This window comes from Actinocorallia herbida (assembly GCF_003751225.1).
GTDB lineage: Bacteria > Actinomycetota > Actinomycetes > Streptosporangiales > Streptosporangiaceae > Actinocorallia > Actinocorallia herbida.
On the sequence record NZ_RJKE01000001.1, the window covers coordinates 528,555 to 554,434 of the forward strand.

The window sequence follows — 25,880 nt, forward strand, 5'->3', positions numbered from 1 at the left end:
GGAGATGCCCCCACCCGCGCGTTGATTCGTGCTGCCCGGGGGTGGGTTGGGTGACGGCGTTCCGTCATTCCGCGTCGAGTGTTGCGGCGTTGGCGTCTCCGGTGGAGCGGGTGTTGAGTGAGCGGATCGCCGAGCATCTCAGGGTGGCGATGCGGGTGAATCCGGGGGAGTCAGAGCGGCGGTCGTGGGATCGGAGCCTGCCGGTGCTGGCGCGGGATCTTGTGGACGCGGGGCTCGGGCAGGTGGAGATGCTGGTGGAGTACCAGCTTCCGCTGACGAGCAAGCGGGCGGATGTGGTGCTGGCCGGCGTCGACCATGACGGGAACGACGCATATGTCGTGGTCGAGCTGAAGCAGTGGAGTCGCGCCGAGTCCTACGAGGACGACGAGGAACTCGTGCTCGTGGAGAGCATGCCGGGAGGGCCGAAGCTGCACCCCTCGCGTCAGGTGGGGCAGTACTGCGAGTACCTACGGGACTTCGTGGCGGCGCTGGACGGTCGGCAGCTAGGGGGCGTCGCCTATCTGCACAACGCCGAGGACGGGGACGTGCTCGACCTGCTCGGGCAGGTCACGTCCGAAGAGGGGCGGCTGTTCACCAAGACGCGGCGCGGCGCGTTCCAGGAGTACTTGAAGACGCGGTTCTCCGAGGCGCCCGGGGCGGGTGCGGGCGACCGGCTGCTGGAGAGCGCGATCCGGCCGTCGAAGCAGCTGATGAGGCTTGGGGCGGAGGAGATCAAGAAGCAGGAGCAGTTCGTTCTGTTGGACGAGCAGCGGCTGGCCTATGACCTCGTGATGCACGCCGTGAAGGCCGCTCACCAGGCGGACAGCAAGCGCGTCGTGCTGGTCACGGGCGGGCCGGGGAGCGGGAAGAGCGTCATCGCACTCTCGGTGCTCGGCGAGCTGTTCCGGCAGGGGAGGACCGCGCTCCACGCGACGGGCTCCTCGGCTTTCACGACGACACTTCGCAACCATGTCGGGAAGGGGACGAAGCGGGTCAAGGACCTGTTCAAGTACTTCAACAGCTTCATGGCGGCGGAGAAGAACTCGCTCGACGTGCTCATCTGCGACGAGGCGCACCGGATCCGGGAGACGTCGGTCAACCGGTACACGAAGGCGGCGCTGCGCACGGGTCGGCCGCAGATCGACGAGCTGATCGCGGTCGCGCGGGTGCCGGTGTTCCTGCTCGACGAGAACCAGGTCGTGCGGCCGGGGGAGCTGGGCAGCCCCGCCGAGATCCGGGCCTATGCCGAGGGCCAGGGGTTCACGGTCCACGAGGTCTCGCTGGACGCTCAGTTCCGTTGCGGGGGCAGTGCGGCGTACGAGGACTGGGTGCTGCGGCTGCTCGGGCTGCGCGGCGACGGGCCGGTCCCGTGGCAGGGCGACGACCACTTCCGCGTCGAGGTGGCCGAGAGCCCCGGGGCGATGGAGAAGCGGCTCCAGGGGGAGCTGGACTCCGAGTACTCCGCGCGCATGACCGCCGGGTACTGCTGGCGGTGGAGCGACCCCGTTGACGGCGAGCTCGTCCCGGACGTGCGTATCGGGGGCTGGGAGAGGCCCTGGAACGTCAAGGGGGACCGGGCGGTCGGGATGGCGCCGCCCAGCCCGATGTGGGCGACCGCGCCCGGCGGGTTCGGGCAGGTGGGCTGCGTCTACACCGCGCAGGGGTTCGAGTACGACTGGAACGGCGTGATCCTCGGGCCCGATCTCGTGATCCGGGGAGGCAGGTTCACGGCCGTGCGGGAGGCGACGAAGGACCCGGCGTTCAAGAAGACGACCAGTCCGCAGGAGTACGACCGGCTGATCCGGCACACCTACAAGGTGCTGCTCACGCGGGGAATGATGGGCACGGTCCTGTACTCGACGGATGAGGAGACCCAGGGGTTCCTGGACGGGCTCGTCGGTTGAATCCCGCCACCTCGTTCTTTCGGCCGGGCACGGGCCTGTGGGGTCCGGGCCTTGTGGGGCAGGGTGCGCTTTGCCAGGGTTGAGTCGTATGGGGATCTTGCGTGCGGGGCGGCGCCGACCGCCCGGCGTCTTCACCGGGCTGTTGGCCTCGGCTGTTCTTCTGTGGACGGCGGCGGCGTTCTGGGAGGTCGTGGGGATCCTGCTGTGGCTGGTGCTCGGTGTCGTCACCCTGGTCTGCTGGGGGCGCGGCGTCGCCGCGGAGGTGCGGCCGGAGTGGGACGGCGGCGAGAGGCTTGCCGTGATCTTGCTCAGGTCGGCGCTGGTGCCCGTTCTGGTCTGTGCGTCCCTGGCCGTCTCGGTGGCCGGACTCCCCACACGGGCCGCCTTCGCGGTCTCGCGTCCCTCGCTGGAACGTGCGGCCGACGCCCGGTCCGGGGACACCCGGATCGCGGGAGTGCTCCCGGCCTACCTGGAGTTCCAGGATGAGGGGGCCGTCTACTACACCGTGGACGCCGGCCTGGGCCTCTCACCCTGCGGCTTCCTGCGCCTCCACCCCGGTAAGGACCTCTCCGATGTCGTCGCCGCACACGGCGAACACCTCTCCGGCCCCTGGCACACCTACTGCTACGACCCCTGGGAGAGCCCCTTCTACGACCCTGCCGAAGACGAGGCCGAGTAAGCCGGGCGGCATGCCCGTCCACTACTGGGATTCGCAGCACGGCGTACGGGGTCGGGTCCTCCGGTTCTACGCTGGGTGGATGGAGCGGATGGAAGAGTTGGCGGCGAGGTTGCGGGTGGCGGCGGAGCGGCGCGGGTGGGAGGGGTTTCATACGCCCAAGAACCTTGCGATGGCGTTGGCGGGGGAGGCCGGGGAGCTGCTGGCGGAGTTCCAGTGGCTGACGCCGGAGGAGTCGGCGCGGGTGATGGACGATGCGGCGAAAGCGGCCGCGGTGCGGTCGGAGATGGCCGACGTGTTCACGTACCTCGTGGAGCTCGCGGACGTGCTCGGGGTGGATCTCGTGCGGGCGGCGCAGGACAAGGCCGACGTCGTGGAGGAGAGGTACAGGACGGGGTACTACGGGGAGCCGAAGGCGAACGGTCAAGGGCTGTAGACGGGGGCGGCGGTGAAGGAGGGGGAGAGCTTCAGGCGGTAGGGGAGGGCGTGGAGCCAGGTGCGGGAGTGGGTCAGCGGGTGGTCGGGGTGGGAAGGATCGAAGGACTGCTCGTCTGACGGCAGGTAGGGGAGGGCGGTCCTGACGGCGGGGGCGTAAGGGTGCGGCGCCGGGGCGCCGGAGCGGGGATCGGGAGGGTCGGGGGCGTCTATGACGTGGTGGAGGTAGACCGCCCGGGTGGCGCGCAGCAGCCAGACGGTGAAGGTGTACGAGACGCGGGGACGGGCCGCGTGGGTGACCTTGGCGAGGCAGGCCAGGCCCGTCATGTCGCCGATCGTGACGGGGTCGGCGGAGATGAGGCAGCCGACGCGGGCGTGCCGGACGGTGAGGGCGCGCCGGGCGGCGGGGAGGTCGTCCAGCCAGTGCGGGACGTCGGGGGGCGCGGCGCCGGGCTGGAACAGGATCCGGCCTCCGGTGCGCGCGTCGGTCCAGAAGGCCGAGCCGTGCGGACGGTGCCAGCCCGAGGTGTCCAGGGCGGCGGCGGGCGCGAGGGCGAAGCGCAGCGGCGTGACGTCCGGGGGAGGGCCGTCGACGCGGTACGCGACAGGGGACACCTCGCCCGGGGATCCGACCCGCAGAACCTCCCGTAGGGTCCGGACGGCGAGGTCGACCAGGCCGGACGCCGAGGAGTCCAGGTCGAGAGGCGGCAGAGCGAAGCCCTGGGGGGAGGGGAGCCAGCCGAGCCGTCCAGGGGATTCGTCCGGGGGGAGCTGCAGGGGGCCGCGGGCGGGGGAGAGGAAGGCCGAGAGGGCGTCGGGCCGCTTGTAGAGCGCCAGATAGCGCCCGCCGGGCCCGCGCAGGAAGAGGTCGGTGTCCGGTGGCGCCGTGTGGAGTACCTCGCTGAGGACGGTTCCGTACTCTTCCCAATCGGTCATCTTTCGACCCTCCGGACCGCGCACCCCCGCTGTCAACGCGGAAGCCCGCCGAACACCGTCCGTATCCGGCCACCCGAGGGCGGTCCGAGGTGCCGTCACGCGGGCGGGACCGTGACCGCTTTCACCGGGTGTGAAGGCATTCACCAGCCGGTTGTGGCCGCTTTCACCGGGTCCCATCCCGATAGCGGACGGTATTTGGCAATCGCTCAGTGGATCGATCAGATGACACGGGGTAGGTAACGCGCCTGTTGCGCCGTCCTCACCATCGGCTTCGCCGGGCGTCCAAAAGTGACCACTTTTCGGGCTCCTCCGCGCCGCTCGCCGGCCTCGGCCGATCTTGCGGGAAGGCCGTGCCCGTAGGGCTTTCCTGCCCTTGGCCAGGGTTTGGCCAACGCCATGCGCAGCCGATGATCACCTGGTTAACCTCACGGTGATATTTGACATTTGATATGAGATATCACCAGAATCCTGGTCATCAGTCGAGGAGTTGGGGTGAGGGGCGTGACGGTGGCTCAGGAAGAGCGCGACGGTCTCGTGGAAGCCGGGTGGCTGCTCGAAGCGGTCGCCGGGGTGTTCCGGGCGGTCGGGTTCGGCGAGGACGCGGCCTCGGTCGTGGCGGAGTCGCTCGTGGAGGCCGACCTGAGGGGGGTCTCCTCGCACGGGGCCATGCTCGTGCCGATGTACGTGGACCGGATCCTCGCCGGATCGGTGTCCCGCAAGGAGAGCGCGGAGGTCGTCGTGGACCTCGGCGCGGTCGCGGTGCTCGACGCGGGCGACGCGCTCGGTCAGCTGACGTCCGACCAGGCGATGGCGCTGGCCGTAGCGAAGGCCAAGAAGCACGGGGTCGGCGCGGTCGCCGTCCGGCACGCGTTCCACTTCGGCGGCGCGTTCCGCTACGTGCAGGCCGCCGCCGCGAGCGGCTGCGTCGGGATCGCCGCGGCCAACACCCGGCCGCTGATGCCCGCCCCCGGCGGTGCGCAGCCCGTCGTCGGCAACAACCCGATCGCGATCGGCGTGCCCGGCAAGGACGGCCACCCCGTCGTCCTGGACATGGCGCTGTCCGAGGCCGCGCTCGGCAAGATCCGGATCGCCGCCGCCGAAGGCCGCGAGATCCCGGTGACCTGGGCGACCGACGCCGAGGGCGGCCCGACCACCGACCCGAACGCCGCACTCAAGGGAATGCTGCTCCCGGCCGCCGGCCACAAGGGCTTCGGCCTCGCGCTCATCGTCGACGTCCTCACCGGAGTCCTGTCCGGCGGATCCTCCGGCAGCAAGGTCAAGGGCCTGTACGCCGACGTGTCCGTGCCGAACGACTGCGCGCACTTCTTCCTCGCGCTGGACCTCGCCTCCTTCGGCGACGCCGACGGGTTCGCCGACCGGATGGCCGCCCTCGCCGCCGAGGTCACCGGCTCGCCCACCGCCCCGGGCGTCGACCGGCTCTACCTGCCCGGCCAGATCGAGGCCGAGCGCAGCGACACCGCCGCCGCGCGCGGCGTGAAGGTCGAGGCGAGCGTGCTGAAGGCGCTGCAAGAGACCGCCGCCAAGGTCGGCGCGACCCTTCCGGAAGTGCGCCGATGATCCGGACCACCTTCGACGCGACCGGCGAGGTCGTCGTCATCACCGGCGGCGCGAACGGCATCGGCGCGGGCCTCGCCCGCGGGATCGCCGCGCGCGGCGGCCAGGCCGTCGTCTTCGACGTGGCCCCCGGCCTCGACCTGGACGGCGTCGAGCACGTCAAGGTCGATGTCTCCGACCGCACGGCGGTCTTCGCCGCGGTCGAAGGCGTGCTGGCCCGGCACGGCCACATCGACGGGCTCGTCGCGGGCGCCGCGATCCAGCCCCGCACGAAGGTCGCCGAGATGCCGTCGGACGAGTGGGCCCGCACCCTGGGCGTCAACCTCGACGGCGTCGTGTGGTCGTGCCAGGCCGTCCTGCCCTCGATGATCGAACGGCGCAGCGGCTCCATCGTGATGTTCACGTCGGGGCTGGCGCACATGGGCCGCGCCGAGGCGTCCGCGTACGCCGCGAGCAAGGGCGCGCTCATCCCCTTCGCGAAGTCCCTGGCCGCCGAGGTCGCCGAGCACCGCGTCCGCGTGAACGTGCTCGCCCCCGGCGTCATCGACACGCCCCAATTCCAAGCCGCCAACCCCCAGGGCGGCGAACGCGAGCACTGGGCCAAGACGACCGGCATCGGCACGCCTGAAGACGTGGTCGGCCCGCTGCTCTTCCTGCTGTCGGACGCCGCGACGATGACCGGCTCCCAGCTCAGCCGCGACCGCGCGTACCCCAAGGAGTGACCATGTCCGACCCTCTCAAGGAGAACCAGGACCTTTTGCCCGTCGCGATCGTCGGCGGGGGCCCGGTCGGCCTCATCACCGCTCTCGGCCTCGTCCACCACGGCGTCCCCGTCGCCGTGTTCGAGGAGGACGACAGCCTGTCCCTCGACACCAAGGCGGGCACGATCCTCACCCGGACCCTCGAGGTCCTCCACCGCTTCGACGCCCTCGACCCCGTCCTGCGCGCCTCCCTGCGCATCGACGAGATCGGCGAGATCGACCGGGTCACCAACGAGCCGACCCTGTCGGTCCGGACGGGCGAGCTGACCGAGGACACCCGCTTCCCGTTCGTCATCAACATCCCGCAGCACCACCTGGAGCCCGTCCTGCGCGACGCGTTCGAGGCCAAGGCGCCGGGCGCGCTGCGCATGTCGCGCCGCCTGGAGAAGTTCACGCAGCACGCCGACCACGTCGAGCTGCACCTGAACGGCCCCGAGGGACCGGAGACGTTCAAGGCCCGCTACCTGCTGGGCTGCGACGGAGGCCGCTCCACGATCCGCGAGCAGCTCGGCATCACCGTCGAGGGCAAGACCCTCGAAGAGCGCTACATGCTCGTCGACATCAAGGCCGACCTCGACGTCGCCAGCCCGCGCGACTACCCGTACCTGGCCTACTTCTCCGACCCGCAGGAGTGGATGATCCTCGTCCGCCAGCCGCACTGCTGGCGGTTCCTCTACCCGCTCCCGAAGGACGCGGCCGAGCTGACGATCGAGGAACTGCGCGAGAAGACCCGCAGGTTCATCGGCGACGTCGAGGACATCGAGGTCATCGGCACCAACGTCTACAACGTGCACCACCGGGTCGCCCGCAAGTGGCGCGACGGCAGGGTCTTCCTGCTCGGCGACGCCGCCCACCTCATCACCCCGATGTGGGCGCTCGGCCTCAACACCGGTGTGCTCGACGCGTCGAACCTGCCGTGGCGCCTGTCCTGGGTGCTGCGCGGCTGGGCCGACGAGTCGATCCTCGACGGCTACGAGGTCGAGCAGGCGCCCGTCGCGGTCAAGGGCTCCGGCGAGATGTCGGAGGCGGCCCGCCAGTACATGGCCCGCGAGGGCGAGGCGCTGGACGCGATGACCGACGGGAACTGGGGCAACGCCTTCACCCGCTCGATGCTCGGTGTCACCCTCGACGTCGACGGCAAGGGCGAGTGGTCGATGGTCAAGACCGGGAGCACCCCGCTGCCCGTCAACGCCGGCGACCGCGCGCCCGACCTGCCCGTCTTCGGCCCCGACGGCGGTGGCGTCCACCTGCACGACCTGACCAGGGACGCGTTCGTCGCCCTGTACTTCACCGACACGCGCCGCCGCCCGGCCATCCCCGCCCAGGACAGCCCGGCGCTGAGGCGCTTCGCGGTGTCCCGCTGGGACGCCCCGCACGACTCCGGCCTGCGCGACCGCGCCCTGTTCGACCCGGCCGAGCGGGTCCGCCGCCGCTTCGGCGTCCCGGCCGACACCGTCGTCCTCCTGCGCCCCGACGGGCACGTCGCGGCGATCCTCCCGTTCGACCCGGCCTCCACCACGGACGTCGCGGCCGAGGTCTACGCCCGCATCACCGGCCGCGCGCCCGCGGCCTTCGAGGAGAACGCATGACCGAGCAGCAGAACTCCGGCCTGGTCGGGCCGGACGGCGAGCCGATCGCCGCGCACGACAACACCCACCTCGTCGGCCCGGACGGCAAGCCCGTCTCGCTGGGGAGCGTCGGCCAGAACATCCTCCTGGAGAACGAGTTCGTCAGGGTCTGGGAGATCGACCTCCAGCCCGGCCAGAAGCAGCCGTGGCACCAGCACGTCAACCCGTACCTCGTCGTCGCGATCGAGGCCGCGGACAACCGGATCGACGCCCTCATCGGCGGCGACCCGCGCCTGGTGCACGAGCCGGCGGGCGGCGTCATCTACCGCGAGCCGGGCGAGGTCCACATGCTCACCAACCGCGGCGACTCGCGTTACGTCAGCCGCCTCATCGAACTGAAGTTCCTGGGAGAGAACCGTGCCTGAGCCGATCCGTCCGAAGCGCCCCGAGGGCATCTCCGAGAGCGAGTGGGCCGAGAACCTGTCGGAGCCCGCCAACTACGGCGGCGAGGCGCCCGACCGCTCCCGGGAGCAGGACGTCCCCGGCCCCGACGGCGAGGTCATGGGCAGGTTCCGCGAGATCCTCCTGCAGGTCCAGGACCTGGAGTGGCTCGACAAGACCCTCGAAGGGCTGTCGCACAAGCCGCTGTGGCGCAACGACGACACCGGCGCGTCGATCTCCCTCGTGCGGTTCAAGAAGGGCTCGGGCATCCCGTCCCGGCACTCGCACGCCTCGAACCAGTTCATGTTCTGCCTTTCCGGCCGGTACACGTACGTCCCGACCGGGCTGACCCTCACGCAGGGCTCCTTCTACTGGAACCCCAAGGGCAGCCTGCACGGCCCCACCCACGCGGACGAGGACACCGTCCTGCTGGAGATCTACGACGGGCCGCACTACCCGACGCAGCCCGATTGGTACAGCAGCGAGGAAGACACCCGCTGAACCCGCGCAGCCGCGCCTTCTGAGGAGAGAAATGCCCAAGCAGGAAGTCGTCAGCCCCGAACTCGCCGTGCCGAACGGCCACTTCGCCCAGGCGACCGTCGCCAAGGCCGCGGGCCGGTTCGTGTTCATCTCCGGGATGACCGCCCGCAACGCGTCCGGCGGCGTCACCGGCGTCGGCGACGTCAGCGCCCAGACCCACCAGGTCTGCCAGAACCTGAAGGCCGCGGTCGAGGCCGCGGGCGGCACCCTGGACGACATCGCCCGGGTCGACGTCTACGTCCGCAACATGGAGGACTTCCAGGCCATCCACGCCGTGCGCCGCCAGTACTTCACCGGTGTGGCGCCCGCGTCGACGATGGTCGAGGTCTCCAAGTTCGTGAACAAGGACTACCTCATCGAGATCAACGCCATCGCCGTGGTGGGTGACTGATGAGGTACGGAGCGGCGGTCCTCGACGGGGTGCGGCGCACCGTCGTCATCCTGGGCGACCAGGCCGCGGCCCTCCCGCTCGGCGCGCCGACCCCCGACGACGCCGTCCGCGACGCCGCCGCGCTGGAGGCGATCCGGGCCGGGGTCGAGGACGCCGAGCGCGTCCCGCTGGCGGGCCTGGACCTGCGCGCCCCCCTCGCCCGCTTCAACCGCGACGTCCTGTGCACCGGCTGGAACTACTGGGAGCACTTCGAGGAGTCGAAGGGCAAGCGCGAGGGGCAGGACCCCAAGGAGCGCCCGACGCACCCGACGTTCTTCACCAAGGGCCCGGACACCGTCATCGGCCCGAACGACGACATCGCGTTCGACCCGGAGATCTCCACCAAGTGGGACTACGAGGCCGAGGTCGCGATCGTCATCGGGAAGACCGGACGGTCGATCCCCGAAGACAAGGCACTGGATTACGTCGGCGGTTACCTCATCGCCAACGACGTCTCCCAGCGCGACCTCCAGCGCGCGCACGGCGGCCAGTGGCTGAAGGGCAAGAGCATCGACGCCACGATGCCACTCGGCCCGTGGATCACCACGCCCGACGAGATCGCCGACCCGCACGACCTCGCGATCACCTTCGACCTCAACGGAGTCCGTCTCCAGGACGCCACCACGAAGCTGACCGCGTTCTCGTTCGCCCAGGTCATCGCCGAGCTGAGCTGGGGGATGACGCTGCGCGCCGGAGACGTGGTGCTGACCGGCACCCCGCACGGCATCGGCAACGCCCGCGAGCCGCAGATCTTCCTCAAGGAGGGCGACGAGCTCGTGACCCGGGTCGAGGGCCTCGGCGAGCTGCGCAACCGGATGGTCCGCACCCGCCTCGCCTGACCCACCCCGACCCCGACCCCCGCCCCCCGCCCTCGGAACTAGGAGACCACGCCCCTCATGGCCGGCATCGACCTGCACACCCACCTCGCCCCCGTCCTCACAGACGTCGCGGCGCTGCCCGGCATCGAGCCGGACGGCGGACGGCTCGTCGTCGACGGGTCGCGGGTCGGCCTGCCCCGGCTCTACCAGCCGGAGGCCCTGGAGGCGTGGCTCGCCGACCTGGGCCTGGAAGCGGGCGCGGTCTCCGCCCCGCCGCCGTTCTTCCGCCAGCACCTCGGGGAAGAGGAGACCGTCGTCTGGGTCCGCGCCCTCAACGACGGGATCCTCCAGGCCACCGAGGGCCGCCCGACGCTCCTGCCGATGGCCTACCTGCCGCTCGACCGGCCGGAAGCCGCCGCGGCGGAGCTCGAGCGGCTGCTGGCCGAGGACGCCGGCTGGGTCGGCTTCGCCGCCTCCGCGGGCGGGGGCTCGGTGAGCCTCGCCGACGGGAGCCTGGACCCGGTGTGGGAGCTGCTGGCCGCCGACGGCCGCCCGCTGCTCCTGCACCCGGGGGCCAGCCCCGACCCACGGCTCAAGGATTTCTACCTGGCCAACCTGCTCGGCAACCCGTACGAGACGGGCGTGGCCGTCGCCCAGCTCCTCTTCGGCGACGTGCCCGGCCGCTTCCCCGGCGTCCGGTTCCTGCTCGTGCACTGCGGCGGCGTCCTCACCTCCGTGCTCGGCCGCTGGCAGCGCGGCATCGACACCGAGCGGCCCGGCCTTCCCACCCTCACCACCCCCCTCTCCGAGGCGATCGACTGCTTCTACGTCGACTGCCTCGCCCATGACTCCGCCGTCGTCGACCTCGCGGTCGCCACGTTCGGCGGTGACCGGATCGTCCTCGGCAGCGACTGGCCGTTCCCGATGGGCAGCGACGACCCCGCGTCGCTCGTCGCCCATCTCGACGGGGACCTCGTGCGCCGGATCAGCGAAGAGAACGCCCGGGCTCTGCTGTCCTCCCACAGAGTGAAGGAAGAACGATGAAGCTCACCTCTACCGCCCGGCTCGCGGGCATCGCCGGAGTCCTCCTCATGGCCGTCACCGCGTGCGGCGGCGGCGCCGAGGACGGCGGCTCCGGCGCATCCCTGGAGAAGGTCAACTACCTCACGTCGTTCAACACCTTCGGCCGCGACGCGTACGTCTACGTCGCGGAGGAGAAGGGCTACTTCGACGAGGCCGGCATCGACATCGACATCAAGCCGGGCTCCGGCACCGTCGACGTCATGAAGCTGCTGGCCAGCGGACGCGCCGACTTCGGCCCCGGCGACTTCACCGCCGCGTCCATCACCATCGCCAAGGAGAAGCTGCCCGTCACGTCGGTGGCCATGATCCACCAGAAGACGATGGCCGGGATCATCTCGCTGGAGGGCAACGGCATCGCCGCGCCCAAGGATCTGGAAGGCAAGACCGTCGCCGACCAGTCCGGGTCCACCAACCAGGTGACGTTCCCCGTCTACGCCAAGGCCGCGGGCATCGACGCCGCCAAGGTGAAGTTCGTCGGCTCGTCCCCGGCCGCGCTGCCCCAGCTCCTCGCGGGCGGCAAGGCCGACGCGATCGGCCAGTTCATGGTCGGCGCGCCGCTCATCGAGAAGGCCGCCAAGGACAAGAAGGCCGTCCTCCTTCCCTACGGCGACCTCCTTCCGGAGCTCTACGGCAACTCGCTGATGACCTCCACGAAGCTCGCCGACGAGAAGCCGGAGCTCGTCGAGAAGTTCACCGGAGCCCTGCTCAAGGGCCTCCAGTACGCGATCGACAACCCCGAGGAGACCGGCGAGATCCTCAAGAAGTTCCAGCCGACCCAGGACCCGGCGATCGCCACCGCCGAGATGCAGGCGATGAAGGACTACGTCCTGCCCCAGGGAGCCACCATCGGCGCCGTCGACGAGGCCAGGGTCAAGGCCAACATCGACATCCTCACCGAGGCGGGGGCCATCCCGTCCGGCGTTACCCCCGACCAGCTCGTCGACCTCGACGTCGCGGTCCAGGCGGAGAAGTAACAGGAGACCGCAGATGATCGAGCTCAGGCAGGTATCACAGATCTTCCAGACCCGGGAGGGTCGCGTCCACGCGCTGGACGATGTCAGCCTCACCGTCGAACGCAACGAGTTCGTCACCCTCGTGGGGCGTTCGGGCTGCGGCAAGTCCACGCTGCTGCGCATGGTCGCGGGCCTGCAGAAGCCGACCTCGGGTTCGGTGACGGTCGGCGGCAGGCCCGTCGACAAGCCCCGGCAGGACGTCAGCTTCATGTTCCAGAAGGCGGCGCTGCTGCCCTGGCGCACGGTGCTCGACAACGTGATGCTGCCGGTGGAGATCCTCAAGCTGGACAAGGAATCCCACCGGCGGAGGGCGCACGAACTCCTCGAACTGACCGGTCTCGCCGGGTTCGAGAAGCGCCTCCCGCATGAGCTCTCGGGCGGTATGCAGCAGCGGGTCTCGCTGTGCCGCTCGCTCATCCAGAACCCGGACGTCCTGCTCATGGACGAGCCGTTCTCCGCCCTGGACGCCCTCACCCGCGAGGAGCTCTCCGTCGAGCTCCAGCGGATCAAGATGGAGCAGGAGACGACCATCGTGTTCGTCACGCACTCCATCGAGGAGGCCGTCCTGCTCGCCGACCGGGTCGTGGTGCTCAGCCCGCGGCCCGGCCGGCTCCGCAAGATCATCGACGTGGACATCCCGCGTCCCCGCACGCTCGGGCACAACGCCTACGCCGACCGCGTCACCTCGGTGAGCGCCGAGCTGCACGAACTGCTCATGCCCGAGCCCGCCGGAGGCCACCGATGACCGCAGACTCCCTCGTGCGCAAGAAGGGGCCGAAGGACCGGCGCAAGAAGCCGCGGACGAACCCGCGCGACGTGGTGATGAGCTGGAGCATGCCGGTCCTCGGCGTGATCGGCACGATCGTCCTGTGGTGGGCGGCGACCGCGGTCTTCGCGATCGACCCGTTCCTCGTGCCGTCGCCGGGCGACGTTCTCGCGTCGTTCACGACCCAGCCCGGCTACCTCATGGAGCAGTTCTGGGTGACCCTGCTGGAGACGATCCAGGGCTTCGCGCTGGCCGTCCTCATCGGTGTTCCGATCGCCGTCGTCATCGCGATGTCGAAGCTCGTCGAGCAGATCGTCTACCCGCTGCTGCTGATCGTGAACTCCGTGCCGAAGGTGGCCATCGCCCCGATCCTGGTGGTCTGGATGGGCTTCGGGCAGATGCCGAAGATCGTCATGGTCTTCCTGCTATGCTTCTTCCCCATTGTGATCTCCACCGCGACGGGTCTGAAGAACACGCCGACCGAGCTGGTCGACCTGGTCAAGTCGCTGGGATCCAGCCACCTCCAGGCGTTCTTCAAGGTGCGATTCCCCAATGCGATGCCGCACGTCATGGTCGGTCTGAAGACCGCGATCTCCCTCGCCGTCATCGGCGCCGTCATCGCCGAGTTCGTCGGCGCGGACGCGGGTCTCGGCTTCGTCATCGTCCAGTCCGGCGCCAGCGCGGACACCGCCCTGGCGTTCGCCTCGATGGCCCTGCTCGGGCTGATGAGCGTGGTCCTCTTCTACGTGCTCAGCGCGCTTGAGAAGGTCCTCCTTCCGTGGGCAGAGGACAACCGTTGAGCGAGAGCGTCGGACCGTCGGCCCTGACCCCGCGCAAGGGGCGGACACTCGCCGACACCGCGGCGTCCGAGGTGCACCGGATGATCCTGGCGGGGGAACTCCCCGCCGGGTCGCCGCTCCGCCTCAACGACCTCGCCGCGCAGCTCGACATGAGCCCGATGCCCGTCCGGGACGCCATGCGCCGGCTGGAGGCGCTCGGCCTCGTCGAGATCATCCCGCACAAGGGCGCCAGGGTCCGCGAGCTGACCGAGGACGACCTGCGCGACACCTACGAGATCCGGATCGAGCTCGAGTCGCTGGCCACCGCCAGGGCCGCGCTCATGATCACCCCGGACGCGGTGGAGAGGGCCGCGGCCTCCCTCGCCCAGCACGAGGACCTGCTCAAGGCCGGTGACGTCGACGCCGCGCGGCGCGCGCACACCGAGTTCCACTTCACCATCTACCGGGCGTCGGGGTCGCTGTGGCTGCCCCGGGCGATCGAACCGGTCTGGCAGAACAGCGAGCGGTACAGGTTCGCCACGCCGGACGCCGAACGGCGGCGGCTCAGCCACCTGGAGCACCAGGCGATCCTCGACGCCTGCGCCGCGCACGACGGGGAGGCCGCGGCGGCCGCGCTGCGCGCCCACCTGGAGAGCACCATGCACCGCATCCTCGCGGCGATGTCCGCCCGCGGGTGATTTCCGGCTCAATGCGTACCTGATCCACCGGCTGCCCCCAGAACAGTTGTACTCTCAAAATGTTTGTAGAAGTACAAGTAACTATCTCGGGGGTGGTCGGTGAGTTCTCCGCTGGACAAACGGCGCCGGATGCTGATCCTGATCGCCTGCTGCATGTCCCTGCTCATCGTCAGCCTCGACAACACGGTGCTGAACGTGGCGCTCCCGTCCATCAAGACGGATTTCGACGCTTCGGTGACCGGTCTCCAATGGGCCCTCGACGCCTACACGCTCGTCCTCGCGGTGTTCCTCATGCCCGCAGGGGCGCTCGCCGACCGGTTCGGGCGGCGCCGGGTCTTCCGGATCGGGCTCGGAATCTTCACGGCCGCGTCGCTGCTGTGCAGCCTCGCCCCCGGACTCGGGTGGCTCATCGGCGCCCGCGTCCTCCAGGCCGTCGGCGGGTCGATGCTCAACCCGGTCGCGATGGCGATCATCACCAACACCTTCACCGACCCGCGAGAGCGGGGCCGCGCCATCGGTGTGTGGGGCGGCGTCGTCGGGATCAGCATGGCCGCGGGGCCGCTCGTCGGCGGCGGGCTCGTCGCGGTGTCCGGCTGGCGGTCCATCTTCTGGCTCAACGTCCCCATCGGCCTCCTCGCGATCTACCTGGCGACCCGGCACATCCCGGAGTCCAAGGCGGCCAGGGCCCGGCGCTTCGACCCCGTCGGCCAGCTGCTCGTCGCCGGTCTGCTCGGCGCGACCGCCTACGGGATCATCGAAGGCCCCCTGCACGGGCTCGGCAGCCCCGTCGTCATTGGATCGGCCACCACGGCGGTCCTCTGCCTCGGCGCGCTGCTCTGGTACGAGCCGCGCCGTACCGACCCGTTCATCGACCTCCGGTTCTTCCGCAGCCCGCCTTTCACCGGGGCCGCCCTCATCGCGATCTGCGCGTGCGCGGCGCTCGGCGGATTCCTCTTCGTCAACACCCTCTACCTCCAGGACGTGCAGGGCTACAGCGCGCTGGAGGCAGGCCTGTTCATGCTGCCGATGGCGCTGATGACCCTGGTGTGCGCGCCGATCTCCGGGCGTCTCGTCGGCGGGCACGGCCCGCGCCTGCCACTGCTCCTCGCCGGGGTCTGCCTGACCGGATCGGGTCTTCTGCTCGCGCTCACCGCACGCGGCGAACTGCCGGTCTGGGCGCTGCTCGGCGGGTTCCTCCTGTTCGGCATCGGCTTCGGCATGGTGAACTCGCCGATCACCGACGCCGCGGTGTCCGGCATGCCCCGTGAGCAGGCGGGCGTCGCCGGGGCCCTGGCCTCGACCAGCCGCCAGGTGGGCACCGCCGTCGGCGTCGCCGTCATCGGCTCGGTCGTCGCCCACGCCCAGCTCTCCTCGACCGGCTTCGCCACCGCCCAGCGCGTCACCTACTGGATCATCGCCGCCTGCGGCGCCGTGGTCTTCCTCCTGGGCGCGGCCACCACCGGCCCCCGAGCCCGCGCCGCGGCCACCCGCAACGCCGCCCACCTGGGTCTCCCCACCGAGTCCCGCGAACCCGCCCTGACGGCCAAGCCCTGATGACGCCTTCCGATGATGCCGGGCGATCACCGGGTACGGGCAGGGCGGAGCCGCCGGGCGGGCTACGGTGACGCCGTGGAGAACGACGCCGTGAACGACGCCGTGAACGAATCCGTACGCGACGGCATGAGCGAGGACACCGCCGTCCGGGTGTGGCGGGGGCTGCGGACCCTCGTGCTGGACCGGGCGGACCGGCGCCGCGAGGTCTCCGACGCCCTGGGCGTCAGCTTCGGCATGGCCAAGGCACTGCGCCTGGTCACCGAGGCCGGCGAGATGAGCATGAGCCTGCTCGCCGCCAAACTGGTGACCGACGCGCCCTACACCTCCCTCCTCGTCGAGGGCCTGGTCCAGCGGGACTACGTGACCCGCACCCCCGACCCGGCCGACCGCCGCCGCAAACTCGTCCGCCCCACCCCCGAGGGCCGCGCCGCCGCCGCCACCGCCGCGGCCATCCTCGACACCCCGCCCGGCGCCCTCCTGTCCCTCCCCGCCCCCGACCTGGCCGCCCTGGACGCCATCGTCACCCGCCTCACCACCCCCGACACCTGACAGGCCGTCACCCGCCCATCCCGATGCTCCTGCCCGGCCCGGCCCGTCGCGGCCCCGCCCCGCTCGCCCGCTGCGCGAACGAACACGCACGGCGGGCCCCGGTGCGGCGACGCCGCGCCCGCGTGGGGCCGCCCCATGGCCGAACGCCGCCTGGGCGGCGCCACGCCCGGGTCAGGCGGGCGGGCGGGACCAGGTCCAGGGGTAGGCGGGGTCCTGGCACGAGAAGGCGGCCTCGCCCAGGTCCAGGGGGCGGAAGGTGTCGACCATGACGGCGAGCTCGTCGAAGGACTCGGCGCCGATGCTGCGCTCGTAGGCGCCGGGCTGGGGGCCGTGGGTGTGGCCGCCCGGGTGGAGGGAGATCGAGCCCTGGGCGATGCCGGAGCCCTTGCGGGCCGCGTAATCGCCGCCGCAGTAGAACATCACCTCGTCCGAGTCCACGTTCGAGTGGTAGTAGGGCACGGGGATCGACAGAGGGTGGTAGTCGACCTTGCGCGGCACGAAGTTGCAGATGACGAACCCCGAGCCCTCGAAGACCTGGTGGACGGGCGGCGGCTGGTGGATCCGGCCGGTGATCGGCTCGAAGTCGGCGACGTTGAACGTGTACGGGTACAGGCAGCCGTCCCACCCGACGACGTCGAACGGGTGGTGCGGCAGCAGGTAGGAGGTGCCGTCCACGCCCTCCGGTCCCCGGTGCTTCACCAGCAGCTCCACCTCGCCGGAGGAGTCGGCCAGCAGCGGCTCGGACGGCCCGTGCAGATCGCGTTCGCAGTAGGGCGCGTGCTCCAGGAACTGCCCGTACTTCGACAGGTACCGCCGCACCGGGGTGATGTGCGAGGACGCCTCGACGCAGTAGGCGCGCACGGGCTGCCCGCCGCCCGGCACCCACCGGTGGGCGGTGCCGCGCGGGATCAGCACGTAGTCGCCCTGCCGGAAGGGCAGGGCTCCGAAGACCGTCTCCAGGGTGCCCGCGCCCGACTCGATGTAGACGCACTCGTCCCCGACGGCGTCCCGGAACAGCGGGGACGGGCTGCCCGCCACCACGTAGCAGATCCGGACGTCGGCGTTGGCGAGCAGGACGCGGCGGCCCGTCACCGCGTCGGTCTCCCGCCAGTCGTCGGCGCCGAACAGCTCGTGCGGGCGCAGGTGCCGGGGGAGCAGGGGCAGGTTCGCCCGGACGGGCCCGCCGGGCGGCGTCCAGGGCCGCGCGTCGGAGAGCGCGGAGGGCAGCCCGCGGTGATACAGCAGCGAGGAGTCGCTGAAGAAGCCCTCCTCGCCCATCAGCTCCTCGTAGTAGAGGCCGCCTTCCGGCGTGCGGTGCTGCGTGTGCCGCTTGGGAGGCACGTTTCCGACACTGCGATAGTGGGCCACGACCTCGCCTCCCCCTGATCGCTCCGCCGCGGGCCTTTTCCTCACTGTAATCGATGGCCCTGTGATCCAGGTCACCAAGGGCCGGTGAGGGGGCCCGCCGGCCGACGGCTCTTCAAGCCCGCAGGTGGTAGAAGCGCCACAGGTCGTGCTCGATGGCCGCCGTGTTCGACCCCTCGGGGTAGCCGGCCCGGAGCGCGTACTCGTGCACCATCGAAGGCCGCAGCACCGTGCCCGCCTCTACCTGCGGCTCCTCCGCCCGGGTCGCGGGCAGGCAGTGCAGGGTGCTGAAACCGTAGTTCAGCCGCTCCAGCAGATCGCCGGGCGCGGCGTAGGACTCGGCGACCCGCTCGTCCCCGACGAGCACCGAGCCGCCCGGTGCCAGCAGCCCGTGCACCTGGCGCAGCACCCCCACCGGATCCGCCATGTCGTGCAGCGCCTCGAAGAGGCAGACCAGCTCGTAGCGGTCGTCGCCGGCCTCGAACGACGCGGCGTCCGCGCACGCGAACGTCACCCGGTCCGACAGGCCGCGCTCGGCCGCGTTGCCCTTCGCCTCCTCCACCGACTCCCGGTCGAGGTCGACGCCCTGGACCTCGGCCTCGGGAAAGGCCTCGGCGAGGGCGATCGTGGACCAGCCGGTGCCGCAGCCCAGATCGAGGATCCTGGCACCGGGAACGGAGAGCCGTTCGGCGACCCCGGGCAGCGCGCGCACCCACCCGGAGGCCGACGCCAGGTACATGGGCCGGTTCAGCCCGCCGATGCCGTGTCGGGTGCCCGCGCCGTAGGACGAGAAGGGCACGCCGCCGCCGTGCCGGTAGGCGTCGGCGACCTCGGGCAGCGTCCAGGCGATCGAGGTGAAGAACTCCGGCAGCGCGCCCAGGTAGAACGGGCTGTCGGTGTCCAGAAGCACCTCCCGGGCCTCCTCGGGCAGGCGGAACGCCCGCAGGTACGGATCGCCCGCCGGATCCTCCTCCGCCACCTTCAGCCAGCCCGCCACCCCCTGCTGCTCCAGCCATTCGCGCGCGTACCGCGGATGGACGCCCGTCGCGTCGGCGAGCCCCCGGGCGTCCAGCGGCCCCTCTTCCAGCGCCCGGTACAGCCCGAGCCGCGTGCCGAGCCACATGTTGAGCAGTTCGAGCCCCACCACCGTGTCGCCGATCACCCGGTCGACCAGTTCCTCCACCTCGGCCATCGAAGCCCCCTCCTCGAAATCCCCGTTCCGGCCCGCGGCCCCCGCCACCGACCGAGGCCCCTCGGGACCTGCCCCAGATCATCGCCGCTTTCCCGCGACTTCGCTGGACGCCCTGTGGACAACTCATCGAACCCCTGGTCACGCGGGCGACACGGGCGGCTCACCCCGCGGGTGGTTCCGGCATGTTCGGCAAGCAGGGAGAATCCACATATAAATCAGCAAACATCATGAAAGAGGGCAGTGCACGGTGGGCATGACGGTGACGGTCTTCTGCGCGTCCAGCACCCGGATCGACCCCAAGCACGTGGAGGTCGCCCGCGAGGTCGGCGCCGAGCTGGCGCGGCGCGGGCACACCCTGGTGACGGGCGGCGGGATCCAGTCGTGCATGGGCGCGGTCGCCGAGGCGGCCCGCGAAGGCGGTGCGCGCACCGTGGGCGTCGTGCCCGAGGGCATGCCCGCGGCCCAGGAGGCGCCCGACGGGGACAACGACGAACTCGTCCTCGTCACCGACATGCGGGCGCGCAAGGCCGAGATGGATCGCCGCGCCGACGCCTTCCTCGTGCTCCCCGGCGGCATCGGCACGCTGGAGGAGCTGTTCGAGATCTGGGTCGCGCGCAGCCTGGACTTCCACGCCAAGCCCATCGTGATCCTCGACCCGCACGGGGTCTACGGCCCGCTGCGCACCCTCATGGACCACCTGCTGGCCGAGGGCTTCAACCGGCCCGCCGCGGGCGACGCCGTCCGCTTCACCGGCGACGTCGCCGAGGCGCTGGACCACCTGGAGGCCGAGTACGGGCGCAGGGCCGAGGAGCTGCTGGAGTTCTGAGTCCCGTCGACTGCCGGACGCCGTGCGTTCAACCCCATCGGTCAGGCTCCGGGGTGATCACCCCGCTTTGACCAAGGAGCTCCTGAACCATGAGTGTTTCCCGCCGCGGCTTCGTGGCCGGGGGCGCGGTGTCCATCGCGCTCGCCGGAAGCCTTGACTCGGTCTTCGCGACCTCCGCGGGCGCGGGTGCGCCCGACGTGCAGGGCTACGGCCCGCTGGTGCCCGACCCCGAGGGCATCCTCGACCTGCCGAAGGGCTTCGAGTACAAGATCCTCTCCACGCAGGGCGACCCGCTGCCCGGCGGGGGCGTCGTGCCCGGCAAGCACGACGGCACCGCGACCTTCCCCGGCAGCCGCCACGACGACCTGCGGCTGGTCCGCAACCACGAGCAGGGCAACAGCGGCACCAAGGCCGTCGCCCGCCCCGAGTGGACCTACGACCCCGCGGCCTTCGGCGGGACCACGACGGTGCACCTCAACCGGCACAACGACGTCATCGACCAGTACGTCAGCCTCGCCGGGACCGCCACGAACTGCGCGGGCGGCGCCACCCCCTGGGGCACCTGGCTCAGCTGTGAGGAGACCGAGGGCTTCACCGGCCAGACCAAGACCCACGGCTGGGTCTTCGAGGTCGACCCCACGGGCCGCAAGACCGTCGCGGAGCCCATCGAGCCGCTCGGCCGCTTCGCCCACGAGGCGGTGTGCATCGACCCTCACGACGACACCATCTACCTCACCGAGGACGCCAGCGGCCCCTTCGGGTTGTTCTACCGGTTCCGTCCCGAGGCCCGCCGCGGCGGCTACCACTCGTACCGCAAGGGCGGCGTCCTCCAGGCGATGCGCGTCCCCGGAGTGCCCGACCTGTCGGCGATCACCGAGGCCGGGACCGTGCTCAAGGGCGTCAAGTGGGTGGACGTGCCCGACCCGTCGGCCAAGGTGACCTCCACCCGCAAGCAGTTCACCGACATCACCCGCGCGCAGAAGCTCGAAGGCGCCTGGTGGGGCCGGGGCAAGGCCTACTTCGTGGCCTCCTACGCGCGCAAGTCGTCCGGTGCGGCCGGGGACCACGCGGGCCAGGTCTGGACCTACGACCCCAAGCGCAACACGCTGGAGCTCGAGCTGATCTTCGCGCCCGGCGGGCAGTTCGACTCACCGGACAACATCACCGTCTCCCCGTACGGCGGCGGCGTCATCCTCGCCGAGGACGGCGACGGCGAGCAGTTCCTGATCGGCACCACCGCCAAGGGCGACCCCTTCGCCCTCGCCCGCAACGCGCTCAACGACGTCGAGTTCACCGGCGTCACCTTCTCGCCCGACGGCCGCACCCTCTTCGCCAACCGGCAGGACGGCCCCGGCGTCACCTTCGCGATCACCGGCCCGTGGCAGCGCCTCGACCGCCACGACCACGGCCACCGCTAAGGCACGTCTCGGCTAGGCCAGCGCCCGCTTCCCGAGTGCAGGGGGGCGGGCGCCCTTGATCGTCGCGACCATGTCCAGGACCTGCCGCAGCTCGTCGGGGTCGGCATTGGACTCGACCGCGCTGACCCCGAGGAAGGCGTAGACCGCCGCGGCCGCCAGAGGCCCGCTGCCCGTCCCGGAAAGGCGGACCCGCACCGGCCCCCGCGCGAGGAGCGCGCGGACCTCCTCGGCGGACGGGTCGGTTCCCGCGTCGGTCAGGGCCTCCGGGTCCTCCGGGTCCTCCGGGCAGGTCGTCCACAGCACGTGCTCCTCCATGCCTGAGAGCATGGCACGATCGGGGGACGACGCCGATCGGAGGGGACCCCGATGCCCGTAGTGCTCCTGCTCGCCGCGCTCGCCGTGGTGGCCGCGACGGTCGTCCTCGCGCTCGGCCGCGGAGGAGAACTCGCCGAGCCCGCCGACGACAACCCGCCCAGCGGCATCCCGGACGACAGGCTGCCCCGCTCGGCCGACGCGGTCCTGCTGCGGCTCCCCAAGAGCCCGTGGGGCTACACCGTGCCGGTCGCAGACGACGCGCTGGGTAAGCTCACCCAGGCGCTCGCGGTCCGCGAGGAGCAGGTGGCCAGGCTGGAGCGCGAGCTCGCGCTGCTGCGCGAGGAGGCGCGTAAGGCGCCGGAGGACGCGGCGCCCGGAGAAACCGATCTCGCGGAGTTCGGCGGGGCCCCGGGAAGCACCGCCCTGGAGCCGTGGGAGTTCGTCGGGCCATCGCAGGGCACGCCCGGAGAGGCCGGGCGGTGGGCGAAGCAGGAGGAGCCGTGGACGAGCGGGGAGCCGGAGTGGCGCTGGGAGGAGCAGCAGCGCAACCAGTGACCTGCGCCTGGGCCGCTTCGACCCCTGAGTACGTGCTCTACCACGACCAGGAGTGGGGCCGCCCGGTCACCGACGACACGGGCCTGTACGAGCGGCTGTCCCTGGAGGCCTTCCAATCGGGCCTGTCCTGGCTCACCATCCTGCGCAAACGGGAGAACTTCCGCCGCGCCTTCGACGGCTTCGACCCGGCCAAGGTGGCCGCCTACACCGAGCGTGACGTGGCCCGGCTGATGGCCGACGCCTCCATCGTGCGCAACCGCAGCAAGATCGAGGCGGCCGTCGCCAACGCCCGTGCGGCCCTCGACCTGCCCGGCGGCGTCGCCCGGTTGATCTGGGGATTCGCCGATCCCGACGCACCGGCTCCGCGGACCCCGGCCGACGTCCCGGCCGTGACCGAGGGGTCCAAGGGACTCGCCAAAGCCCTGAAGAAAGCCGGTTTCCGCTTTGTCGGTCCGACCACCGCCTATGCCCTCATGCAGGCATGCGGCCTGGTCAACGACCATGTTTCGGGCTGTCCGGCACGGCCTTTCTCCGGCCCGGGAGCGATCTCTCCCCTCTGATCGTTACCACTTCGCGCCCGGAACACGGGATAATGTCAACTACTGAAAGACGCGGAGCTGGAGCGGCCCGGGCCTCCCAAGGCCCGAACGGCCTCTGGGCCGGGAAGGAAGGGGATGCACGCATGGCGGCGATGAAGCCGCGGACAGGTGACGGTCCGCTCGAAGTTACCAAGGAGGGGCGCGGCATCGTCATGCGCGTGCCGCTTGAGGGCGGCGGCCGGCTCGTGGTGGAGCTGACCCCCGACGAGGCCAGGGAGCTGGGCAACGCGCTCGGCGCCGTCGTCGGCTAGCCGACTGCCCCATCTGCCTCTGCGGTCCCGGCCGCGTCCCCCCTTGGGCCGCCCGGGACCCTTTTTGCTTTGAACAGGGCGATTGTCCTGTTCGTCCGTCTTTGTGCTGGAGGAGTACCGTGCCCGTCCTGACCGGTGTCCGTGCCGTCGAGGGTCCGCTGTCCCAGGTGCCCGGCGCGCAGGTGCTCGCGGTGCCCCAGGGCGTCGATCCCGGATTCGACACCGGGTTCGCGCCGGCCGAACTGCTGGAGTTCCGGGAGGCCAAGGGCGAGGCCGGGGAGATCATCTCCGTCCCGGTCCGCGTCGACGGCGTGTTCCGCGAACTGCTGCTGTACGGGATCGGCGAGGGCACCCCGGCCGACCTCCGCAAGGCCGGGGCCGCGGTCGCCGCCCGGGCCAAGGGCAAGGACGTGCTGGCGGTCGTCCCGCCCGAGGGCGACCTCACCACCTTCACCGAGGCCGCGCTGCTGGCCGGGTACGACTACCGGCTCAAGACCGGTGAACCCAAGAAGTTCGCGGACATCGTCCTGGTCGGCGCGGAGCCGTCCCAGCGCGGCGCGGTCTACGCGCGCGCCGCGGCGCTCGCCCGCGACCTCACGAACACCCCGTCGAACGAGAAGGGCCCGGCCTGGCTCGCCGAGCAGGCCAGAACCGTCGCCGAAGGCAAGGGCCTCGGGGTGCGGGTCTGGGACGAGGACGACCTCGCGGCCCAGGGCTTCGGCGGCCTCCTGGCGGTCGGCTCCGGTTCGCCCCGCCCGCCCCGCCTCATCCAGCTCTCCTACGAACCCGAAGGCGCGACCCGGCACATCGTGCTGGTCGGCAAGGGCATCACCTTCGACACCGGCGGCATCTCGATCAAGCCCGCGGCCTCGATGACCACCATGAAGACCGACATGGCGGGCGGCGCCGTCGTCATCGGCGTCCTGTCCGCGCTGCGCGACCTCCAGGTGCCCGTCAAGGTCACCGGGCTGATCGCGGCCGCCGAGAACATGCCGTCCGGCTCGGCGATGCGCCCGTCCGACGTGATCACCCACTTCGGCGGCCTGACCTCCGAGGTGCTCAACACCGACGCCGAGGGCAGGCTCGTGCTCGCCGACGCGCTCGCCTACGCCGACGCCGAGCTCGCGCCCGACGCCGTCGTCGACATCGCCACCCTCACCGGAGCCGCCAAGGTCGCCCTGGGCCTCAAGCACGGCGCGCTGTTCGCCACCGACGAGGCCCTCGCGGCCGAGTTGGAGGCCGCCGCGAAGACCGCCGAGGAGCCGGTGTGGCGGATGCCGCTCATCGACGACTACCGGCCCGCGATCGTCTCGGACGTCGCCGACGTCGCCAACATCGAGAAGCGCGGCTTCGGCGGCGGCTCGATCATGGCCGCGCTGTTCCTGGAGAAGTTCGCGGGAAGCCGCCCCTGGGCGCACCTGGACGTGGCGGGCCCGGCCCGGTCCGGCTCATCGGCCACCGCCTACGGTGTCAGGCTCTTCCTCGACTGGCTCACCGCCTGACCGAGGCCACCGCCGAGCGCCCCGGGTCCACCGCGATCCGGGGCCCGGGATCCCCTCGCGTCCTTCGTGCGGATCAGGCCTCTTTCGGGGGCGCCTTGCGGACCACGCGGCGCTTCTTGGGCAGCCCGACACGCCGGTCCTCGAACGGCGCGTCGGTCCGCTTGCGCACCTCGCGGATCACCTCGTCGGGCTTGACCGTCCAGCCCGGCAGCGTCGCGACGTTCCAGCGCAGCACCGCGGTGCCCGGCATCCCCTGGGTCTTGACCCGCAGGATCTCCGCACCCGACACATGCGCGGCGTGCGCGCTCTCCGGCTCCGGCAGGAACGCCAGCTGGTGTGCGGTCCCCTTGCCGGTGAGGACGCCCTGGGTCCACGCGCACACCGAGGCGATCTCGCCCCACGGCAGCACCCGGTCGCCGCGGCGCGGCATCGGCCACTTGGCGGGGATCCTGACGCCCTCGTCCTCCAGCACCAGCAGCGGGCGGCGGCCCAGCAGATGGCCGAGCAGCACCAGCAGGACGGCGCCGAACGCGAGGGTCCCGGTGACGCCGAGGAACAGGAACACGACACCGCCGACGCTCGCGGGATCGGCCACCCCGCCGACGATGAACAGAACCGAGCAGACCAGCAGGATCGTCACTCCGACGACCTGGCCGGAACCCTGGAAGGACGGACGGAGCCTTACCTCGACGGGGGGAGTGTCAGCCACGATGCTTCTGCGCAATCAGAAGGCCGTCCCCTATGGGGAGCAGCAGGGGGATGAGGGACTCGTCCTCGGCGATGAGGCGGGCGGTGGTCTCCACGCCGAGCGCGTCCGCGGGGTCGGTGCACGGCCGGAGCGCGTCGTCGAACACCACGACCCCGCCCGGGCGCAGCAGCCGCTGGGCCGCCGCCAGGTAGTCGGGGTACTCGCGCCGCACGGCGTCGCAGAAGACGAGGTCGTAGGCGGCGTCGGTGAGCCGCGGCAGGACGTCGAGGGCGCGGCCGCTGATCATCCTGGTGCGGCCCGCGGCGAATCCGGCGTCGGTGTAGGCGATCTTGGCCAGGCGCTGGTTCTCCGGCTCCACGTCCACACTGGTGAGGACGCCCTGCGGGTGCATCCCGCGCAGCAGCCAGATGCCCGACACGCCGCACCCAGAACCGATCTCCACGACGGTCCTGGCGTTGACCAGGGAGGCCAGGAGGCGCAAGGCCGCCCCGCCGCCCGGGCCGATGGGATCCGCTGAGAACTCCTCGCTGAGCCGTCTCGCCTCGCGCAGCGGCTCATCCTCCGGGGACAACCACTCCCCGTAGGTCTGCACCTCGTTGATGGCCGCCTCCAAGCCCTGACA

The 25,880-nt window shown here is 71.2% G+C and carries 29 protein-coding genes; 23 read left to right on the top strand and 6 right to left on the bottom strand.

Annotation, left to right across the window (positions count from 1 at the left end; genetic code table 11):
• Positions 1 to 110: 110 nt before the first annotated feature.
• The 3 genes from EDD29_RS02665 (at position 111) to EDD29_RS02675 (ending at position 3,016) form a co-directional block, all read left to right on the top strand.
• Positions 111 to 1,904 carry a DUF2075 domain-containing protein gene (locus EDD29_RS02665; RefSeq protein ID WP_246053354.1) on the top strand — a complete coding sequence of 598 codons (1,794 nt, stop codon included), beginning with the start codon at positions 111 to 113 and terminating at the stop codon, positions 1,902 to 1,904.
• Positions 1,905 to 1,992: 88 nt separating this feature from the next.
• Positions 1,993 to 2,583, top strand: coding sequence for a hypothetical protein (locus EDD29_RS02670; RefSeq protein ID WP_123662005.1), 591 nt, complete (start codon positions 1,993 to 1,995; stop codon positions 2,581 to 2,583).
• A 79-nt stretch (positions 2,584 to 2,662) separates the two neighbouring features.
• Positions 2,663 to 3,016 carry a nucleotide pyrophosphohydrolase gene (locus tag EDD29_RS02675; RefSeq protein ID WP_170201271.1) on the top strand — a complete coding sequence of 118 codons (354 nt, stop codon included), beginning with the start codon at positions 2,663 to 2,665 and terminating at the stop codon, positions 3,014 to 3,016.
• On the opposite strand, the gene EDD29_RS02680 is transcribed toward EDD29_RS02675, so the two are convergent.
• On the bottom strand, positions 3,004 to 3,951 hold the full coding sequence (locus EDD29_RS02680; RefSeq protein WP_123662006.1) for a TY-Chap domain-containing protein: 948 nt from the start codon (positions 3,949 to 3,951) through the stop codon (positions 3,004 to 3,006). The genes EDD29_RS02675 and EDD29_RS02680 overlap by 13 nt on opposite strands.
• Before the next feature lie 501 nt (positions 3,952 to 4,452).
• Here EDD29_RS02680 and EDD29_RS02685 point away from each other — a divergent pair.
• From EDD29_RS02685 to EDD29_RS02750, 14 genes are all read left to right on the top strand, one after another.
• On the top strand, positions 4,453 to 5,529 hold the full coding sequence (locus EDD29_RS02685; protein ID WP_211359533.1) for an Ldh family oxidoreductase: 1,077 nt from the start codon (positions 4,453 to 4,455) through the stop codon (positions 5,527 to 5,529).
• The gene (locus EDD29_RS02690) at positions 5,526 to 6,248 is read left to right on the top strand and encodes an SDR family NAD(P)-dependent oxidoreductase (RefSeq protein ID WP_211359534.1); all 723 of its coding nucleotides are present in this window, start codon (positions 5,526 to 5,528) and stop codon (positions 6,246 to 6,248) included. Before EDD29_RS02685 ends, EDD29_RS02690 begins: the two co-directional genes overlap by 4 nt.
• Before the next feature lie 2 nt (positions 6,249 to 6,250).
• Complete coding sequence (locus EDD29_RS02695) at positions 6,251 to 7,876, top strand: FAD-dependent monooxygenase (protein ID WP_123662007.1); 1,626 nt, start codon at positions 6,251 to 6,253, stop codon at positions 7,874 to 7,876.
• Positions 7,873 to 8,280 carry a cupin domain-containing protein gene (locus EDD29_RS02700; protein WP_211359535.1) on the top strand — a complete coding sequence of 136 codons (408 nt, stop codon included), beginning with the start codon at positions 7,873 to 7,875 and terminating at the stop codon, positions 8,278 to 8,280. Before EDD29_RS02695 ends, EDD29_RS02700 begins: the two co-directional genes overlap by 4 nt.
• Positions 8,273 to 8,797 carry a cupin domain-containing protein gene (locus EDD29_RS02705; protein WP_211359536.1) on the top strand — a complete coding sequence of 175 codons (525 nt, stop codon included), beginning with the start codon at positions 8,273 to 8,275 and terminating at the stop codon, positions 8,795 to 8,797. Before EDD29_RS02700 ends, EDD29_RS02705 begins: the two co-directional genes overlap by 8 nt.
• A 31-nt stretch (positions 8,798 to 8,828) precedes the next feature.
• Positions 8,829 to 9,227 carry a RidA family protein gene (locus EDD29_RS02710; protein WP_123662008.1) on the top strand — a complete coding sequence of 133 codons (399 nt, stop codon included), beginning with the start codon at positions 8,829 to 8,831 and terminating at the stop codon, positions 9,225 to 9,227.
• Positions 9,227 to 10,105, top strand: coding sequence for a fumarylacetoacetate hydrolase family protein (locus EDD29_RS02715; RefSeq protein WP_123662009.1), 879 nt, complete (start codon positions 9,227 to 9,229; stop codon positions 10,103 to 10,105). Before EDD29_RS02710 ends, EDD29_RS02715 begins: the two co-directional genes overlap by 1 nt.
• A 57-nt stretch (positions 10,106 to 10,162) precedes the next feature.
• Positions 10,163 to 11,128, top strand: coding sequence for an amidohydrolase family protein (locus tag EDD29_RS02720; RefSeq protein WP_123662010.1), 966 nt, complete (start codon positions 10,163 to 10,165; stop codon positions 11,126 to 11,128).
• Positions 11,125 to 12,141 (top strand): ABC transporter substrate-binding protein, encoded by a 1,017-nt coding sequence (locus EDD29_RS02725; protein ID WP_123662011.1) that lies wholly within the window; start codon positions 11,125 to 11,127, stop codon positions 12,139 to 12,141. The genes EDD29_RS02720 and EDD29_RS02725 overlap by 4 nt, the downstream gene beginning before the upstream one ends.
• Positions 12,142 to 12,154: 13 nt before the next feature.
• Positions 12,155 to 12,925 (top strand): ABC transporter ATP-binding protein, encoded by a 771-nt coding sequence (locus EDD29_RS02730; RefSeq protein WP_123662012.1) that lies wholly within the window; start codon positions 12,155 to 12,157, stop codon positions 12,923 to 12,925.
• Entirely contained in the window at positions 12,922 to 13,746 is an 825-nt protein-coding gene (locus tag EDD29_RS02735; RefSeq protein WP_211359537.1) for an ABC transporter permease, read from the top strand. Before EDD29_RS02730 ends, EDD29_RS02735 begins: the two co-directional genes overlap by 4 nt.
• Complete coding sequence (locus EDD29_RS02740; RefSeq protein WP_211359538.1) at positions 13,743 to 14,423, top strand: GntR family transcriptional regulator; 681 nt, start codon at positions 13,743 to 13,745, stop codon at positions 14,421 to 14,423. The genes EDD29_RS02735 and EDD29_RS02740 overlap by 4 nt, the downstream gene beginning before the upstream one ends.
• Before the next feature lie 99 nt (positions 14,424 to 14,522).
• Positions 14,523 to 15,977 (top strand): MFS transporter, encoded by a 1,455-nt coding sequence (locus EDD29_RS02745; protein WP_246052466.1) that lies wholly within the window; start codon positions 14,523 to 14,525, stop codon positions 15,975 to 15,977.
• Positions 15,978 to 16,052: 75 nt separating this feature from the next.
• Complete coding sequence (locus EDD29_RS02750; protein WP_246052467.1) at positions 16,053 to 16,526, top strand: MarR family winged helix-turn-helix transcriptional regulator; 474 nt, start codon at positions 16,053 to 16,055, stop codon at positions 16,524 to 16,526.
• A gap of 171 nt (positions 16,527 to 16,697) precedes the next feature.
• Here EDD29_RS02750 and EDD29_RS02755 read toward each other — a convergent pair whose 3' ends face one another.
• Complete coding sequence (locus EDD29_RS02755; RefSeq protein ID WP_123662014.1) at positions 16,698 to 17,894, bottom strand: homogentisate 1,2-dioxygenase; 1,197 nt, start codon at positions 17,892 to 17,894, stop codon at positions 16,698 to 16,700.
• Between the two features lie 112 nt (positions 17,895 to 18,006).
• Positions 18,007 to 19,083 (bottom strand): class I SAM-dependent methyltransferase, encoded by a 1,077-nt coding sequence (locus EDD29_RS02760; RefSeq protein WP_123662015.1) that lies wholly within the window; start codon positions 19,081 to 19,083, stop codon positions 18,007 to 18,009.
• A 253-nt stretch (positions 19,084 to 19,336) separates the two neighbouring features.
• Between EDD29_RS02760 and EDD29_RS02765 the strand changes: the two genes are divergently transcribed.
• Complete coding sequence (locus EDD29_RS02765) at positions 19,337 to 19,909, top strand: LOG family protein (RefSeq protein WP_123662016.1); 573 nt, start codon at positions 19,337 to 19,339, stop codon at positions 19,907 to 19,909.
• Between the two features lie 89 nt (positions 19,910 to 19,998).
• Complete coding sequence (locus EDD29_RS02770; RefSeq protein WP_123662017.1) at positions 19,999 to 21,327, top strand: alkaline phosphatase PhoX; 1,329 nt, start codon at positions 19,999 to 20,001, stop codon at positions 21,325 to 21,327.
• Between the two features lie 12 nt (positions 21,328 to 21,339).
• Here EDD29_RS02770 and EDD29_RS02775 read toward each other — a convergent pair whose 3' ends face one another.
• Positions 21,340 to 21,642 carry a hypothetical protein gene (locus EDD29_RS02775; protein ID WP_148085861.1) on the bottom strand — a complete coding sequence of 101 codons (303 nt, stop codon included), beginning with the start codon at positions 21,640 to 21,642 and terminating at the stop codon, positions 21,340 to 21,342.
• A 51-nt stretch (positions 21,643 to 21,693) separates the two neighbouring features.
• Here EDD29_RS02775 and EDD29_RS46165 point away from each other — a divergent pair, with 51 nt between their 5' ends.
• From EDD29_RS46165 to EDD29_RS02795, 4 genes are all read left to right on the top strand, one after another.
• The gene (locus EDD29_RS46165) at positions 21,694 to 22,197 is read left to right on the top strand and encodes a hypothetical protein (protein WP_123662019.1); all 504 of its coding nucleotides are present in this window, start codon (positions 21,694 to 21,696) and stop codon (positions 22,195 to 22,197) included.
• A complete protein-coding gene (locus tag EDD29_RS02785) occupies positions 22,194 to 22,757 on the top strand; it encodes a DNA-3-methyladenine glycosylase I (RefSeq protein WP_246052468.1) in 564 nt (187 codons plus the stop codon). The genes EDD29_RS46165 and EDD29_RS02785 overlap by 4 nt, the downstream gene beginning before the upstream one ends.
• A 122-nt stretch (positions 22,758 to 22,879) precedes the next feature.
• Positions 22,880 to 23,047 carry a DUF3117 domain-containing protein gene (locus EDD29_RS02790; protein WP_123662021.1) on the top strand — a complete coding sequence of 56 codons (168 nt, stop codon included), beginning with the start codon at positions 22,880 to 22,882 and terminating at the stop codon, positions 23,045 to 23,047.
• A 119-nt stretch (positions 23,048 to 23,166) separates the two neighbouring features.
• Positions 23,167 to 24,549, top strand: a complete 1,383-nt coding sequence (locus tag EDD29_RS02795) for a leucyl aminopeptidase family protein (RefSeq protein ID WP_123662022.1) — start codon at positions 23,167 to 23,169, stop codon at positions 24,547 to 24,549.
• Between the two features lie 73 nt (positions 24,550 to 24,622).
• Here EDD29_RS02795 and EDD29_RS02800 read toward each other — a convergent pair whose 3' ends face one another.
• Entirely contained in the window at positions 24,623 to 25,258 is a 636-nt protein-coding gene (locus EDD29_RS02800; RefSeq protein ID WP_148085862.1) for a hypothetical protein, read from the bottom strand.
• Entirely contained in the window at positions 25,251 to 25,871 is a 621-nt protein-coding gene (locus EDD29_RS02805; protein ID WP_211359539.1) for an O-methyltransferase, read from the bottom strand. The genes EDD29_RS02800 and EDD29_RS02805 overlap by 8 nt, the downstream gene beginning before the upstream one ends.
• Between the last annotated feature and the right edge of the window lie 9 nt (positions 25,872 to 25,880).